At 55.8% G+C, this 13,957-nt stretch carries 14 protein-coding genes and 1 tRNA gene; 9 read left to right on the top strand and 6 right to left on the bottom strand.

What is annotated here, in order from left to right; genetic code table 11:
- Positions 1-49: 49 nt before the first annotated feature.
- Positions 50-505 carry a DNA polymerase III subunit chi gene (locus BN1135_RS06105; RefSeq protein WP_042019626.1) on the bottom strand — a complete coding sequence of 152 codons (456 nt, stop codon included), beginning with the start codon at positions 503-505 and terminating at the stop codon, positions 50-52.
- Between the two features lie 173 nt (positions 506-678).
- The gene (gene pepA, locus BN1135_RS06100) at positions 679-2,187 is read right to left on the bottom strand and encodes a leucyl aminopeptidase (RefSeq protein WP_042019624.1); all 1,509 of its coding nucleotides are present in this window, start codon (positions 2,185-2,187) and stop codon (positions 679-681) included.
- Between the two features lie 172 nt (positions 2,188-2,359).
- Between pepA and lptF the strand changes: the two genes are divergently transcribed.
- Positions 2,360-3,472 (top strand): LPS export ABC transporter permease LptF, encoded by a 1,113-nt coding sequence (lptF, locus tag BN1135_RS06095; RefSeq protein ID WP_042019622.1) that lies wholly within the window; start codon positions 2,360-2,362, stop codon positions 3,470-3,472.
- 25 nt (positions 3,473-3,497) lie between these two features.
- Positions 3,498-4,568: an LPS export ABC transporter permease LptG gene (lptG, locus tag BN1135_RS06090; RefSeq protein WP_042019621.1), complete on the top strand. Its 1,071-nt coding sequence runs from the start codon at positions 3,498-3,500 to the stop codon at positions 4,566-4,568.
- Positions 4,569-4,635: 67 nt separating this feature from the next.
- Here lptG and BN1135_RS06085 read toward each other — a convergent pair whose 3' ends face one another.
- The gene (locus BN1135_RS06085; protein ID WP_042019620.1) at positions 4,636-5,163 is read right to left on the bottom strand and encodes an RDD family protein; all 528 of its coding nucleotides are present in this window, start codon (positions 5,161-5,163) and stop codon (positions 4,636-4,638) included.
- 143 nt (positions 5,164-5,306) lie between these two features.
- On the opposite strand from BN1135_RS06085, the gene BN1135_RS06080 reads away from it, so the two are divergent.
- Positions 5,307-5,392, top strand: a tRNA-Leu gene (locus BN1135_RS06080).
- A 270-nt stretch (positions 5,393-5,662) separates the two neighbouring features.
- Here BN1135_RS06080 and degS read toward each other — a convergent pair.
- The 3 genes from degS to BN1135_RS06065 form a co-directional block, all read right to left on the bottom strand.
- A complete protein-coding gene (gene degS, locus BN1135_RS06075; protein WP_042019618.1) occupies positions 5,663-6,796 on the bottom strand; it encodes an outer membrane-stress sensor serine endopeptidase DegS in 1,134 nt (377 codons plus the stop codon).
- A gap of 111 nt (positions 6,797-6,907) precedes the next feature.
- Positions 6,908-8,269 carry a Do family serine endopeptidase gene (locus BN1135_RS06070; RefSeq protein ID WP_042019616.1) on the bottom strand — a complete coding sequence of 454 codons (1,362 nt, stop codon included), beginning with the start codon at positions 8,267-8,269 and terminating at the stop codon, positions 6,908-6,910.
- 81 nt (positions 8,270-8,350) lie between these two features.
- Positions 8,351-8,731: a Z-ring associated ZapG family protein gene (locus BN1135_RS06065; protein ID WP_042019615.1), complete on the bottom strand. Its 381-nt coding sequence runs from the start codon at positions 8,729-8,731 to the stop codon at positions 8,351-8,353.
- Positions 8,732-8,871: 140 nt separating this feature from the next.
- Between BN1135_RS06065 and zapE the strand changes: the two genes are divergently transcribed.
- The 6 genes from zapE to BN1135_RS06035 all read left to right on the top strand — a co-directional run bounded on the left by zapE (position 8,872) and on the right by BN1135_RS06035 (position 13,906).
- Entirely contained in the window at positions 8,872-9,966 is a 1,095-nt protein-coding gene (gene zapE / locus BN1135_RS06060) for a cell division protein ZapE (protein ID WP_042019614.1), read from the top strand.
- Between the two features lie 266 nt (positions 9,967-10,232).
- The gene (rplM, locus tag BN1135_RS06055; RefSeq protein ID WP_042019612.1) at positions 10,233-10,661 is read left to right on the top strand and encodes a 50S ribosomal protein L13; all 429 of its coding nucleotides are present in this window, start codon (positions 10,233-10,235) and stop codon (positions 10,659-10,661) included.
- 15 nt (positions 10,662-10,676) lie between these two features.
- Positions 10,677-11,069, top strand: a complete 393-nt coding sequence (rpsI, locus tag BN1135_RS06050) for a 30S ribosomal protein S9 (RefSeq protein ID WP_042019610.1) — start codon at positions 10,677-10,679, stop codon at positions 11,067-11,069.
- Between the two features lie 295 nt (positions 11,070-11,364).
- Positions 11,365-11,955 carry a ubiquinol-cytochrome c reductase iron-sulfur subunit gene (gene petA, locus BN1135_RS06045; RefSeq protein WP_042019608.1) on the top strand — a complete coding sequence of 197 codons (591 nt, stop codon included), beginning with the start codon at positions 11,365-11,367 and terminating at the stop codon, positions 11,953-11,955.
- Between the two features lie 2 nt (positions 11,956-11,957).
- Entirely contained in the window at positions 11,958-13,175 is a 1,218-nt protein-coding gene (locus BN1135_RS06040; RefSeq protein ID WP_042019607.1) for a cytochrome b, read from the top strand.
- A complete protein-coding gene (locus BN1135_RS06035; protein WP_042019606.1) occupies positions 13,172-13,906 on the top strand; it encodes a cytochrome c1 in 735 nt (244 codons plus the stop codon). Before BN1135_RS06040 ends, BN1135_RS06035 begins: the two co-directional genes overlap by 4 nt.
- Positions 13,907-13,957 lie beyond the last annotated feature (51 nt).

Here is a 13,957-nt window from a genome sequence, read left to right as displayed (position 1 = left end):
GGATGGATGGAGTCTGGTGTTGATTATGTTTTAGATCAATAGGTTGCAGTCAGGGCTGCGCCGGATCCGGTGCGGCAAGGACGGGCTGCTCCCTCATCTCGAGGGTATGGCCTGCCTGGCGATAGTGCTTGTAGCGCTCGCGGGCTTGCTGCTTTTGAGTTTCATCAGTGGGGACAAAATCTACCACTTGAGCGAAGTGTCCTGCAAACAAAGGTGTCTGTCTGGCCAGATTGATGAGGCGGGCATAGCGCCGTTTCGGCGGCTGATAGCCAATTTCCACCGGTGCCATGCCGCTTTCGCCCTGCAACTGATGGGGTACGAAGCGCTCCGGTGGCAGTTGCCACAGCAGCTCGTCGAGGCGCAGGGCCTGGGCTTCATCGTCACACAACAGATAGAGATGGCCCGCGCCCCACGACTCGGCCGCCAGGGTACAGGCGAGCCGCTCGACCGCGGAGGCCTGTGCGTCATCCGGTTCGTTCATCAGGTAAAAGGTCACTTGGCTCATCAGGTGGATCCCGTTTTGCGGTGACGGACTATTGACCGCCGCAGAGGCTGACGGGGGATTTCCCGTCTGCATCTCACTGAAACAACAATGAAACAAGGAAGAGGCAGGCCTCTTCCTTGTGGTTCAGGGTAACGCCAACCCTTCCGATGCAGCCATCGGAAGGGGCAGGGGAGTTACTCTTTCTCTTCGATATCCACGCCAGCCCTGTTCAGCAGGAACTGGGTCAGCAGGGGCACCGGACGACCGGTAGAGCCTTTATCCTTGCCACTCTTCCAGGCGGTCCCGGCGATATCCAGGTGGGCCCAGTTGTACTTCTTGGTGAAGCGTGACAGGAAGGCGGCTGCGGTGATGGTACCGGCCGGACGACCGCCGATGTTGGCCATATCGGCAAACGGGCTGTCGATCTGCTCCTGATACTCGTCAAACAGCGGCAGACGCCAGGCGCGATCGCCAGCCTGCTCGGAGGCGTTGAGCAGCTCATGGGCTAGCGGGTTGTGGTTGGCCAGCAGACCCGAGGTGTGGTGACCCAGCGCGATGACGCAGGCACCGGTCAAGGTCGCCACGTCGATCACGGTTTCCGGATCGAAGCGGTCGACATAGGTCAGCGCATCGCACAGTACCAGACGACCTTCCGCATCGGTGTTGAGCACTTCGATGGTCTGGCCGGACATGGAGGTGAGGATGTCACCCGGGCGATAGGCGTTGCCACCGGGCATGTTTTCGCAGCCAGCCAGCACACCAATCACGTTGATCGGCAGTTGCAGCTGGGCCAGCGCATGCATGGTACCCAGCACGGAGGCGGCGCCACCCATGTCGTACTTCATCTCGTCCATGCCATCGGCCGGTTTGATGGAGATGCCGCCGGAGTCAAAGGTCAGACCCTTGCCGACCAGCACGATGGGCTTGGCATCGGCGTTGCCCTTGTATTCGATGATGGCCATCATGGCTTCGTTATCGGAGCCGCGAGCCACCGCCAGATAGGAGTTCATGCCGAGTTCGGCCATCTCCTGCTCACCGATCACTTTGGTGGTGATGTTGTCGAAGGCATCGGCCAGACGACGGGCCTGGGAGGCCAGATAAGCCGGATTGCAGATGTTGGGCGGCATGTTCGCCACATCACGACAGACCCGCACACCCTTGGCTACTGCCAGACCGTGGGCGATGGCTTTTTCACCAATGGTCAGTTCCCGACGCGTCGACACGTTGAATACCAGCTTGCGCAGCGGGCGACGTGGTTCGGCTTTGTTGGTCTTGAACTGATCGAAACTGTAGAGGCCCGCCTTGGTGGTTTCTACCGCCTGGCGTACCTTCCAATAGGTATCCCGGCCCTTGACGTGCAACTCGGTCAGGAAGCAGACCGCTTCCATTGAACCGGTTTCGTTGAGGGTGGTGATGGTCTTGTTGATGATCTGCTTGTACTGGCGTTCGTCGAGTTCCCGCTCCTTGCCGCATCCGACCAGCAGTACGCGCTCGCTGAGCACGCCCGGTACTTGATGCAGCAACAGCATCTGGCCTGGTTTCCCTTCCAGGTCGCCACGGCGCAGCAGCGAACTGATATAGCCATCGCTGATCTTGTCCAGTTGTTCGGCAACCGGAGAGAGGCGACGAGGCTCGAATACGCCGACCACGACGCAGGCGCTACGTTGCTTCTCAGGACTGCCACTCTTTACACTGAACTCCATGGAATCTCCTACATCCTAAAGACAAAAGGCACCTTTTATTGAATAATGCGGTGCTTGTTGGGGTATCAGAGGCGGAGCGAACAGCCACAGGCTCCGCAGTTCAAACTGGTAAAAATCCAATATACGGCCCTATTTTTCAGGCATTCGACTAAAAACACAAGTTTACTTGGGAATGACTGTGATCGTATTCCGATATTTGTTCAGGGAAACCCTGAAAACCCAGCTGGCAGTGCTCTTCGTATTGCTGCTTATCTTTGTCAGCCAACAATTTATCAAGATTATCGGTGATGCCGCCGATGGTGAGGTACCGACACGGCTGGTATCTACCTTGTTGCTGCTCAACTTGCCCAATATGGCGCTGTTGATGCTGCCAATCAGTCTCTTTTTAGCCATCTTGTTTGCCCACGGGCGTCTCTATGCCGAAAGCGAGATGACGGTGATGCATGCGGTGGGTTTCAGTCACCGTTTCGTGATGCGCAGCGCCATGCTGCTGGCGTTGCTGACTGCCGCCGTCGCCGCCTTCAATACCGGCTGGATCGCCCCGCAAGCCAAGGAACGCGAGTATCAGGTGATCGACGAGTTCAAGGCGGATCCGGGGATTTCCTTCCTGCAGGCAGGCCGCTTTATGGAGCTCGACAAGGGGCGCCTGGTTGCCTATATCCAGGATTTGAACGAAAACGGTTCAAAACTGCAGAAAATCTTCGTATTGCAGCGGGCGGAGGGAAACAATCCTCCCTCGGTGGTGGTGGCGACCGAAGGGGTGGTGACGGTCGATGAGAACGGTCTGCAGTGGCTGACCCTCAAAGATGGTTCCCGCTACGAGGGAAACTTCTCCGGCAAGCAGTTCCAGGTCTCCGATTTTAGCGAATATGGTCTGGTGATCCGCCAGCAAGAGCTGGAGCGTTCCAACCGCAAGGCGGCGGCTAAACCGACTCTGGAGCTGTTCGGTACTCAGGACAACAGCATGATGGCGGAGCTGCAGTGGCGTCTGTCGCTGCCCCTCTCCATTCCGGTGCTGACTCTGCTGGTGGTACCGCTGGCGCGGGTTAACCCCCGTCAGGGGCGCTATGCCAAACTGCTGCCGGCCATCATGCTCTATCTCTCTTACTTCCTGCTGCTCAGCGCGGCCCGCTCGGCCATCGACAGCGGTCGTTTGCCCTACTGGCCGGGGATGTTCCTGGTGCCGCTCGGTTACCTGCTGTTTATCGGCTTGCCCCTCAATGTGCAGGGTACCAGCTGGTGGAACGGGGTGAAGGGCCGTTATTTCAACAGAAAATCAGCATGATGCTGCAACATAGGAACTTCTGCTGATGTTTGGCATTCTCGACAGATATATCGGTAGGGTCATTTTCATGTCGATCCTGCTGTGCGAAATCACCCTGGTTGGCCTGGCTGCGCTCATCAAGTATGTGGAGCAGCTCAAGTCGGTCGGTGATGGCAACTATGACATGATCAATGCCCTCTACTATGTGCTGCTCTCCATGCCCAAGGAGGCGGTGCTGTTCTTCCCGCTGGCGGCGCTGCTTGGCGGCCTGATCGGTTTAGGCCAGCTGGCGACCAGCTCCGAGCTGGTAGTGATGCAGGCTGCGGGCCGCTCCAAGATCAGTATCGTGATGGCCGCGCTCAAGACCGCCATTCCGCTGATGCTGCTGGTGGGGCTGATGGGTGAGTACGTGGCCCCTATCGCCAAGCGGATGGCGGATGATATCCGTGCCGGTGCTATCTCCGAGGGGCGATTGACGGTCTCCGCCTACGGGGTGTGGGCCCGCGATGGCAACAACTTCGTCAATATCAACGGGGTGCGCAATGATGGTGCTCTGACCGGCATCACCCTCTATCGCTTTACCCCCGAGCGCAAGTTGATCGATGTGGTACAGGCGCAAGAAGGGGTGTTTGACCAGCACCACTGGTTGCTCAAACAGACTCAGGTCACTCGCTTCGACGACCCTGCGCAGATCAACAGCGAGCAGCATGCCCAGATGGAGTGGAACTCCGAGCTGACCCCCAAACAGCTGGGGGTGGTGAGTATCGATCCTGAAAATCTCTCGGTCTCAGGTCTGCGTGATTACATAGGTTATCTGGACGCCAACAAGCAAGATGCCGGTCGTTACAAGCTGGAGATGTGGCGCAAGCTGCTGTCACCGCTCTCGGTGGTGGCGATGATCCTGCTGGCCTCCTCGTTCATCTTCGGCCCGTTGCGCTCGGTGAGCATGGGCGCGCGGATGCTGATGGGGATCATGACCGGCTTCGCCGTCTATGTCAGCGATCGGGTATTTGGTCCCGTCAGTCTGGTCTACGCGGTGCCGCCGATCCTGGCTGCCGTCGCCCCCAGCCTGCTGTTTGGCGGTATCTCTTTCTACATTCTCAGTCGCAAGCAGTAAGCCGTGGCGCGACCATGCAAAGAGGGCACCTTTTGGTGCCCTCTTTCGTTGCTACATTGCTTCGGAATTACTTGTTTAGCAGCTCCAGATTCTCTTGCTTGCTCAACACAATGACCTCGCACTCGGCCCAGATATCCTGGAAGGCGCGTGGTTGCTTGCGGTTGAACAGGCACATCAGGTTGCCCAGCCCAAAGGCGGCGGTGGCGAGGCGGATCAGCGCCTGGGTGACACGGATATGGCTGCCATCCTCGTTCTGAATACGCAGGCGCCAGGCGCGCATACCGATGGTCTGGCCAGCGCGGGTCCAGAACCAGGTGTAGAAACCGCAGACAACAAAGGCGAGCCACAGGGTATAGATCAGGCTCAGGGGGTGGCGGGTCAGCAACCAGACCGTATCTTCGCCCGCCGGGACGCTGGCCATACCGCTGACCAGCAGCAGTTTTGCCACTGCCATCCCGATAAAACCGGCGATGATGAGCAGGGAGGTCACGACCAGCGCATCATAGATCAGCGCACCAATTCGTCGCAGCAGAGTGGCCGACGGGTATCGGGGGAGTGTGGGGGATTTTTGTTGGACTTGTTTAGGCTTGGCCATCGTTTTTATTCCATTAAGATGATGGCGGCATTCTATGTAACTGGCCCCGTATCGGCAAGGCGTTGAATAAATGAGCAAACGAGCGTGTTCAATAGAAAAACCCCTTGCATGGCATCGCTCCATTTGTATAATCCCTCGCAGTTGCCCGGGTGGCGAAATCGGTAGACGCAGCGGATTCAAAATCCGCCGATGAATAATCGTGTCGGTTCGAGTCCGACCCCGGGCACCATCAAATTCAATGACAAAAGGCCATCCTAGCGGATGGCCTTTTGTTTTTCTGTGCTCCTGTGGCAGCAGGTTTCTCGATGAGCAGGTTGGCATGGGTGTATGGAGGTGATATTCACCTGACGCTGGCTTACATCTCCCTTTTGTTCAAATTCCAGTCCCTGCAGTGGTGCTGCCGGGTAATGATTGATGCGCGGTGTTGCACGGGATGAGGGAGAGGCAAAAGGACCAAGGGCGGTAGCCCGCCCTGGTGAGGGTGAGTGGAGCGGTAATATCAGCTGGCGGTCGCCCCACTCGGGGCTGTTTTATTTTGTAGCTTTTGCTGATAGCGCAGGTCTTCTTCTATGGTGACCACAACCTCCAGTGGCTTGCCGGAGCGGAATACCGAGATAGTCAGTTTGGTGCCAGGGCGGCTTTCGACAATCTTGTCCATGGCACTGCGCACGCCGTTGATGGCTTCTCCATCGATCTTGAGCAGCACATCCCCTCGCTGCAGACCACCTTTGGCCGCCGGGCCGTTGGGATCCAGACTCTCAACCACCAGACCGCGCAGGTCGCCGAGGTTCATCATCCGCGCGACGATGGGATTGATTTCGACGCTGGAGACCCCGAGATAACCGCGGATCACTCGGCCGTTGGCGATCAGTTCATCCATGATCCGTTTTGCCAGCCGGTAGGGGATGGCGAAGCTGATGCCATAGCTCTCCTGATTACCGTTGAGGTGATAGGTGGCGGTGTTGATGCCCACCAGATCGCCACGGCCGTTGACTAGGGCCCCACCCGAGTTCCCCTCGTTGATGGCAGCATCGGTCTGCAGCAGATCCTGACGGCCATTGCTGTCTGGGCCCATGCTGGAGAGGCCGGTACGGCCGGTGGCGCTGATGATGCCCTGGGTAATGGTCTGGCCGACGTTATAGGGATTACCGATGGCAAGCACCACATCTCCTACCTCGGGAAGCCTTTCCGGGTCTTGCGGGATCACCGGCAGGTTATCTGACTCGATATAGAGCACCGCGAGATCGGTGAGCTGATCGGTGCCGACCAGTTCGGCGCTGAACACCCGGCCATCTTGCAGTGCCACTATGACCTGATCTGCATCGGCAATGACGTGGTAGTTGGTCAGCACATAGCCGCGCTGGTTCATGATGACACCGGACCCCAGCCCCTGTGGGCGCAGCTCTCCCTGATTACCCTGATTGGGCGCAAAGCTGCGAGTATAGATGTTAACGACGGCTGGACCTGCCCGATGGGCGGCGTAAGAGAAGCTTAACTCACGGGCATTGGTGATGATGCCGGGCAGTTGGGCACCACCGCGAAAATGGGGAAACAGCAGCAACAGCAGCGCAGCGACGGTCAAACCAAAACCGATCGACTTGCCCAAGTAACTGACTAAAGGGGGGATTTTCATTTGATTCTCATCCGGACAGGCAGCGGGCAGAGAATAACACTATCGATGGATAAAAATCACCCGCGGTGAAGGCCGCGGGTGATGGAGGGGTTTTGGCGAATAACCAGAGTGCTAGCGGATCACCAGATAGAGCGAGGAGTCACCACGCTGGATGTTCAGCGCCAGCACGTCAGGCTTGTTCTTCAGCGCCTTGGTCAGATCGCCCAGAGCGTTGATGCGCAAGCGGTTCACTCCGATGATGATATCGCCTTTCTGCAAGCCGGAGGCGGCGGCAGGTGAGCGGGGATCAATGTCTGTCACCGCAACGCCGGAAACCGGGTCAGTGGTGGTGCTGAGCTTGGCCCCTTCCAGTGCCGGGTGGAGCGCGCTGGCGCGCACTTCAGTGTCATCGGCCTGTTTCAGGGTCACCTTGACACTCTGTGGCTTGCCGTCGCGGATCAGGCCCAGCTCGACTTGCTTGCCAGCGCCCATGGTGGCGATCTTGGCACGCAACTCCCCGAAGGAGCGAACCGCTTTGCCATCGATGCTGATGATGATGTCACCCGCCTTGATCCCGGCTTTATCTGCCGATGATCCGGGCATGACCTGATTAACGAAGGCGCCATCCTTCTTGTTGTAACCGAAGGTCTTGGCGATGTCGGAGGTCAACTCGGTGCCAGTAATGCCCAGCTGGCCACGTCGTACTTCGCCGAACTTGACGATCTGCTCGGTGAGATCCCGCACCATATTGGACGGGATGGCAAAGCCGATGCCGATGTTGCCACCATTCGGACCCAGGATCGCGGTGTTGATACCGATCAGCTCGCCACGCAGGTTGAGCAGGGCTCCGCCCGAGTTGCCGGAGTTGATGGCCGCATCGGTCTGGATGAAGTTCTCCAGATTTTCGATGTTGAGGCCGCTACGGCCCAGTGCGCTGACGATCCCCGAGGTCACTGTCTGACCCAGACCAAAGGGATTGCCGATCGCCAGGGCATAGTCACCGACCCGCAGTTCGTCTGAGTCGGCAAACTTGATCTGCACCAGATCCTCGGCCTTGATTTGCAGCAGGGCGATATCGGACTGCTTGTCTTCGCCGATCTTCTTGGCCGCATATTCACGACCATCCTTGAGGTTTACCTTGATCTCGTCCGCCTCGTGAACCACGTGGGCGTTAGTGATCACATAACCTTTCTTGGCATCGACGATGACACCTGAGCCCAGCGCCTGGAACGGCTGCTCGCTCACCTGCTCATCGGGCATGTTGGGGCCGAAGAAGAATTTGAACTGTTCTGGCAGGCGTTGGCGGGTAATTTTTTTGCCAGAGACCGAGATATTGACCACCGCCGGAGTGACCTGTTCGAGAACCGGCGCCAGGCTTGGCATCTCCTGATTTGAACCTAACAGGGAAGGCAGAGCAGCCTGTGCAGGAGCCGCAGACATGGCGATACCGACACTGAGGGCTAGCACACTGAGCAAGGAAAGAGGTTTACGCATATGAAAAACAGCTCCCAGAAAAAGTTGCGTTGCAATCGTCAAGGTCAGACCACGGGAGTAGTCGATTAGTTCCTCGAGGAACTAGTTTGGTTGTTTGAGCAGCCCGGAAGAGGCGCCCGCATAGTCACGGGGCGGAATACTCGGCTCGTCGACCACTTTTGCTGGAGTTTCTTCTACCAGTGACTCACGAAATAGCGGTTCCTGTGCTTTGGCCAGGAATTTACTCTGCTCTGCCATGTGGCGATAGAGGCTCTGATATTGCTCGGCAAGTTGCTCCATCAGCGCAGCGCTATCGGCGAAGTGGGTGTTGATTTGGCCCTGGTAACTTTCGAGCTCCTTGTGGGCCTTTTTCAGCTCCTGTTCCAGGCGACCGGCATCACGGCTACGTACCGAAAAACGACCGAGGATGATACCGATAATCAAGGCTGCGACAGCCAGCAGGATCCCAGTTAACAGACTCATAGATGCTCCTTGTTACAGCTAAAACAGTGTGGGTTTATGCGGTTGGCAAAACCGCCATGCCTTGATGGCACTATACCGTGCGTCCTGAGGCCGTGATACCATTTTGTCCTCTATTCAGGGACTTGGAGAGGCGTTCAGGGATGACACCGCAGGAAAAATACCAGCAGGATCTGCTGCGCCCCGGCCTTGTGGCCGACCCCGCGCAGGGGATGGCGATCAGCAGGCTGGAGCGACTGTATCAGGATTTGCAGCGGAGCCCGACTCCGACCAGATCCCGGGGGCTGTTTGGCTGGTTCCAAAAGCCCACGCCACCGGAGCCTGTCCTTGGTATCTATATGTGGGGTGGAGTGGGCAGAGGCAAGACCTGGTTGATGGATACTTTTTTCGATAGCTTGCCGGGGACGCGCAAGATGCGCAGCCATTTCCACCGTTTCATGCACCGGATCCATGATGAACTGCAGGGGTTGAGCGGCCAACCTGATCCGCTCAAACTGGTTGCCAGCAAGCTTGCCAGTGAGACAGACATCATCTGTTTCGACGAATTTTTTGTCTCCGACATCACCGATGCCATGTTGCTTGGCACCCTTTTTCAGGAGCTGTTTGGCCACGGTGTGGTGCTGGTTGCCACGTCAAATATTCCGCCGCAGGATCTCTATCGCAACGGGCTGCAGCGAGCCCGTTTTCTGCCGGCGATCGCGCTTATCGAGCGCCATTGCGAGATACTTAACGTGGATGGTGGCGTCGATTATCGCTTGCGCACGCTGGAGCAGGCCGAGATTTATCACTATCCGCTGGATGTGCGGGCGAAAAGCAATCTTGATCACTATTTTCAGCAATTAACCGGTGGAACCGAAGCCCGCGAGGGGGGCGTTGAGATCAATCATCGTCAGTTGACGTCACTGGGGATGGGGGAAGGGGTGATCTACATGGAGTTCGAGCAACTTTGTTGTTCTCCCCGTTCCCAGAACGACTATATCGAACTGGCCAGACTGTGTCATACCGTCCTGCTGGCCAATGTGCAGCCAATGGGAAATGGCACGGATGACGCGGCCCGCCGCTTTATTGCTATGGTCGACGAGTTCTACGAACGGCGCGTAAAACTCATCATATCGGCGGCGGTTCCTATGACAGAACTCTACGGCGAAGGGCTGCTGAATTTCGAATTCAAACGCTGTCTTTCGCGGCTTCAGGAAATGCAATCGCACGAATACCTTGCCAGAGAGCACCTTCCTTAGTCACAATACCGCGCCTGCCAGTCGGATGGGCATCTGCGGCAGGTAGGGCTGGGCGAGATTTGCTAGTGTCATGGCAGTGAAATTAGCAGGTGATATTTAAGGCAACTTCACTTATAATCGCCCGGCCCACGTTACAGCTGTCGATAAGACAGCGACACTTTAAGCTTTACTTGTATTCGAAGGGGTACAGGTAGGCCATCGTTTGTTGTTTGTGGGAGAGCCCCCATAAGCAATTGGGTCTGTAACAGGTAATTGGGTTTAACTTAATGAAAACTTTCGTTGCCAAGCCAGAAACCGTAAAACGTGACTGGTACATTGTGGACGCAGAGGGTAAAACTCTGGGTCGTATCGCAACCGAGATCGCTTCTCGTCTGCGTGGTAAGCACAAAGCTGAATATACTCCGCACGTTGACACCGGTGATTACATCATCGTTGTAAACGCTGAGAAGGTACATGTAACCGGTAAGAAATTTACCGATAAAATCTACCATTCTCACTCCGGTTTCCCGGGTGGTATCAAGTCAATCAGCTTCGACAAGCTGATCAAGCGTAAGCCGGAAATGGTAATCGAAGCTGCTATCAAAGGTATGCTGCCGAAGGGTCCTCTGGGCCGTGCCATGTTCCGTAAACTGAAAGTTTACGCAGGCGCCGAGCATGCTCATGCTGCTCAGCAACCTCAAGTACTGGATATCTAATCGGGAACTGGCAACATGGCAGAAAATCAATACTACGGTACCGGCCGTCGCAAAAGCTCCACTGCTCGCGTATTTATCAAAGCGGGTAGCGGTAAAATCATCATCAACCAGCGCTCCCTGGAGCAATACTTTGGCCGTCCGACTGCCCGCATGGTAGTTCGTCAGCCGCTGGAACTGGTTGAGATGACCGAGAAACTGGATCTGTACATCACCGTTAACGGTGGCGGCATCTCTGGTCAAGCTGGTGCGATCCGCCACGGTATTACTCGTGCTCTGATGCAGTACGACGAAACCCTGCGTGCCGAACTGCGTAAAGCTGGCTTTGTTACTCGTGATGCCCGTAAGGTTGAGCGTAAGAAAGTTGGTCTGCACAAAGCTCGTAAGCGTCCGCAGTACTCCAAGCGTTAATTCGCTGCTGGTACTCGCTCTTTCGAGTGTCAAAAAAGCCTGGCAATTGCCAGGCTTTTTTTATTGGTAAAATTACCGACATCAATGCTAACCACGCGTCACAAAAGACAAAAATTTGTTTCTTTATTGTTTTCATTGCCCACCTCTCTTTCTTGTCAACTTGTTATATTTTCTTTAAAATTTACCCTGTTTTCTGTGGCGATTGTAAATCCAGCTTCCGCCGCTGTTGTCACAGGAAAAATGGGGAACAGGGACACTATAAGAATGTGCGGAGTCCACATGGGAGAGTTTTTGGATGAGCAATGCGCCAGTTGATACCGGTCGCCGCAGATTTCTTACCTGGTCAACGGTTGCCGTTGGCGGGGTGGGAGCTGCGTTTACCGCAGTGCCGTTTATTAAATCATGGAATCCGAGTGCCAAGGCCAAAGCAGCCGGTGCGCCGGTTGAAGTCGATATCAGCAAGTTGGAACCGGGTCAGCTCATCCGTGTCGAGTGGCGAGGCAAGCCTGTCTGGGTGGTAAAACGCACCAAACAGACGCTGGATGCCTTGGCTGCGCATGATGACAAGCTGCGGGATCCCTCATCTGAAGAGCCACAGCAGCCTGACTATGCCCATAACGGCTACCGATCCATCAAGCCCGAGATTTTTGTCGCTGTGGGTATTTGCACCCATCTGGGGTGTTCACCCTCGTATTTGCCGGATAACTTTGGCGAGCAGGTACAGGGAGTCACATCCGGCTTTTTCTGCCCGTGCCACGGCTCCAAATTCGACATGGCTGGTCGTGTGTTCCAGGGGGTGCCTGCACCATTGAACCTGGTCATTCCACCGTACCAATATCTTAGCGACACCACCATTCTGGTCGGTGCCGATGGCAAGGAGGCCTGACCATGTTGAGTAAACTGATGGGCTGGATCGACTACCGCTTCCCGCTCACTGCCATGTACAACGACCACATGGCCAAGTACCCGGCACCGAAAAACCTGAACTTCTGGTACTTTTTTGGCTCTCTGGCGATGTTGGTGCTGGTCAACCAGATCATCACCGGCATCTGGCTGACCATGAACTACAACCCCTCCGCCGAAGGCGCATTTGCTTCGGTTGAGTACATCATGCGGGATGTGGAGTACGGTTGGCTGTTGCGGTATATGCACTCCACCGGTGCTTCTGCCTTCTTTGTTGTGGTTTACATGCACATGTTTCGCGGCATGATTTATGGCTCATATCAGAAGCCCCGTGAACTGCTGTGGATCTTCGGCATGCTGATCTTTCTGGTGCTGATGGCGGAAGCCTTCATGGGCTATCTGCTGCCTTGGGGACAAATGTCCTTCTGGGGTGCCCAGGTCATCATCTCGTTGTTTGGTGCCATTCCGGTCATTGGTGACGATCTGACCCTGTGGATCCGTGGTGACTATGTCATTTCTGGTGCGACCCTGAACCGCTTCTTTGCGCTGCACGTCATCGCGTTGCCGCTGGTGTTGGTGATGCTGGTTGCCATGCATATTCTGGCGCTGCATGAGGTGGGTTCCAACAACCCGGATGGCATCGACATCAAGAAGCATAAGGATGAAAAAGGCTGGCCGTTGGATGCGGTGGCATTCCACCCTTACTTCACGGTGAAGGACATGATTGGCGTGGCAGGTTTCCTGTTCTTGTTCTGCGCCGTTATCTTCTTCAAGCCGGATATGTGGGGCTACTTCCTCGAGAAGCCTAACTTTGAAGTGGCAAATGGGCTGAAGACCCCGGCGCATATAGCGCCTGTGTGGTACTTCACGCCGTTCTACGCCATTTTGCGGGCGGTACCGGACAAATTGCTGGGTGTCGTCATGATGGGACTTTCCATTGTGGTGCTGTTTTTACTGCCTTGGCTGGATCGCTGCAAGGTGCGTTCGGTGCGTTATCGCAGCAAGCTGCACAAGCTGAACATCGCCCAGTTTGTGGTTTGCTTCGTGATTCTGGGGATCCTCGGGGTGCTGCCGTCGACGCCGACGCTGACGCTGATTGCCCAAATTTGTACCTTGGGTTATTTCGGGTTCTTTGTCCTGCTGTTCTTCTATAGCAAGAACGAAAGCACCAAGCCGCTGCCGGAGAGGGTTACATTCAAATGAAAAGAATCATATTTGCAGTGCTGACCCTGCTGCCGTCACTGGTGTTTGCCAATACAGGGGCGGTGCATCTGGACAAGGCTGAGTACGACTTGAGTGATAAGGCCTCCTTGCAGCGTGGTGTGACAACCTTCATGAACTACTGCGCTGGTTGCCACTCGACGCAGTATCAGCGCTACAACCGGGTTGCAGAGGATCTGGGTATTCCTGAAGAGTTGATGAGGGAAAATCTTGTTTTCACCGGCGCTAAAATCGGTGAATTAATGAAGATCTCCATGCCAGAGAAGGATGCTGCCAAGTGGTTCGGTGCACCGCCTCCCGACCTGACGCTGGTGGCCCGAGTGCGGGGAGCAGACTGGATCTATACCTATCTGCGTTCCTTCTATGTTGATCCGACTCGCCCATTTGGCGTGAACAACGCCGTATTCCCGTCCGTGGGCATGCCCCATGTGCTGGAGCCGCTGCAGGGAACCCCCCGTGCCGAGTTCGCCACTCACACGGTCGACGGAGTGGAAACCCAACAGGTTGTCAGTATCAAATCTGACGGTAATGGCGAAATGAATGATGAAGAGTATGATAAGACGGTGCTGGATCTGGTAAACTTCTTGGTCTACTCGGCTGAACCGGTACAACAGGAGCGTGAACGCATGGGCTTCTGGGTACTTGGCTTCATCGTAATCTTCTTCATCTTCACTGTGCTGTTGAAGAAGGAATTCTGGCGCGACGTTCACTAAGCGACCAGAAGTGGGTAATATAATGCACGGCAATGAAGACCAAGATGCTTC

It is taken from the genome of Aeromonas sobria, from assembly GCF_000820145.1.
Lineage (GTDB): Bacteria > Pseudomonadota > Gammaproteobacteria > Enterobacterales > Aeromonadaceae > Aeromonas > Aeromonas sobria.
Note: the sequence above shows the minus strand (reverse complement) of the source record. Positions and strands in the feature narration are given on the sequence as shown.

Excerpts from the sequence above, each read along its gene's own strand:
- BN1135_RS06085 (WP_042019620.1), bottom strand. The coding sequence starts at position 5,163 with ATGGCCAAGCCTAAACAAGTCCAACAAAAATCCCCCACACTCCCCCGA.
- lptF (WP_042019622.1), top strand. The coding sequence starts at position 2,360 with ATGACTGTGATCGTATTCCGATATTTGTTCAGGGAAACCCTGAAAACC.
- rpsI (WP_042019610.1), top strand. The coding sequence starts at position 10,677 with ATGGCAGAAAATCAATACTACGGTACCGGCCGTCGCAAAAGCTCCACT.
- rplM (WP_042019612.1), top strand. The coding sequence starts at position 10,233 with ATGAAAACTTTCGTTGCCAAGCCAGAAACCGTAAAACGTGACTGGTAC.
- BN1135_RS06105 (WP_042019626.1), bottom strand. The coding sequence starts at position 505 with ATGAGCCAAGTGACCTTTTACCTGATGAACGAACCGGATGACGCACAG.
- pepA (WP_042019624.1), bottom strand. The coding sequence starts at position 2,187 with ATGGAGTTCAGTGTAAAGAGTGGCAGTCCTGAGAAGCAACGTAGCGCC.
- degS (WP_042019618.1), bottom strand. The coding sequence starts at position 6,796 with ATGAAAATCCCCCCTTTAGTCAGTTACTTGGGCAAGTCGATCGGTTTT.
- BN1135_RS06035 (WP_042019606.1), top strand. The coding sequence starts at position 13,172 with ATGAAAAGAATCATATTTGCAGTGCTGACCCTGCTGCCGTCACTGGTG.
- BN1135_RS06065 (WP_042019615.1), bottom strand. The coding sequence starts at position 8,731 with ATGAGTCTGTTAACTGGGATCCTGCTGGCTGTCGCAGCCTTGATTATC.
- zapE (WP_042019614.1), top strand. The coding sequence starts at position 8,872 with ATGACACCGCAGGAAAAATACCAGCAGGATCTGCTGCGCCCCGGCCTT.
- BN1135_RS06040 (WP_042019607.1), top strand. The coding sequence starts at position 11,958 with ATGTTGAGTAAACTGATGGGCTGGATCGACTACCGCTTCCCGCTCACT.
- petA (WP_042019608.1), top strand. The coding sequence starts at position 11,365 with ATGAGCAATGCGCCAGTTGATACCGGTCGCCGCAGATTTCTTACCTGG.
- lptG (WP_042019621.1), top strand. The coding sequence starts at position 3,498 with ATGTTTGGCATTCTCGACAGATATATCGGTAGGGTCATTTTCATGTCG.
- BN1135_RS06070 (WP_042019616.1), bottom strand. The coding sequence starts at position 8,269 with ATGCGTAAACCTCTTTCCTTGCTCAGTGTGCTAGCCCTCAGTGTCGGT.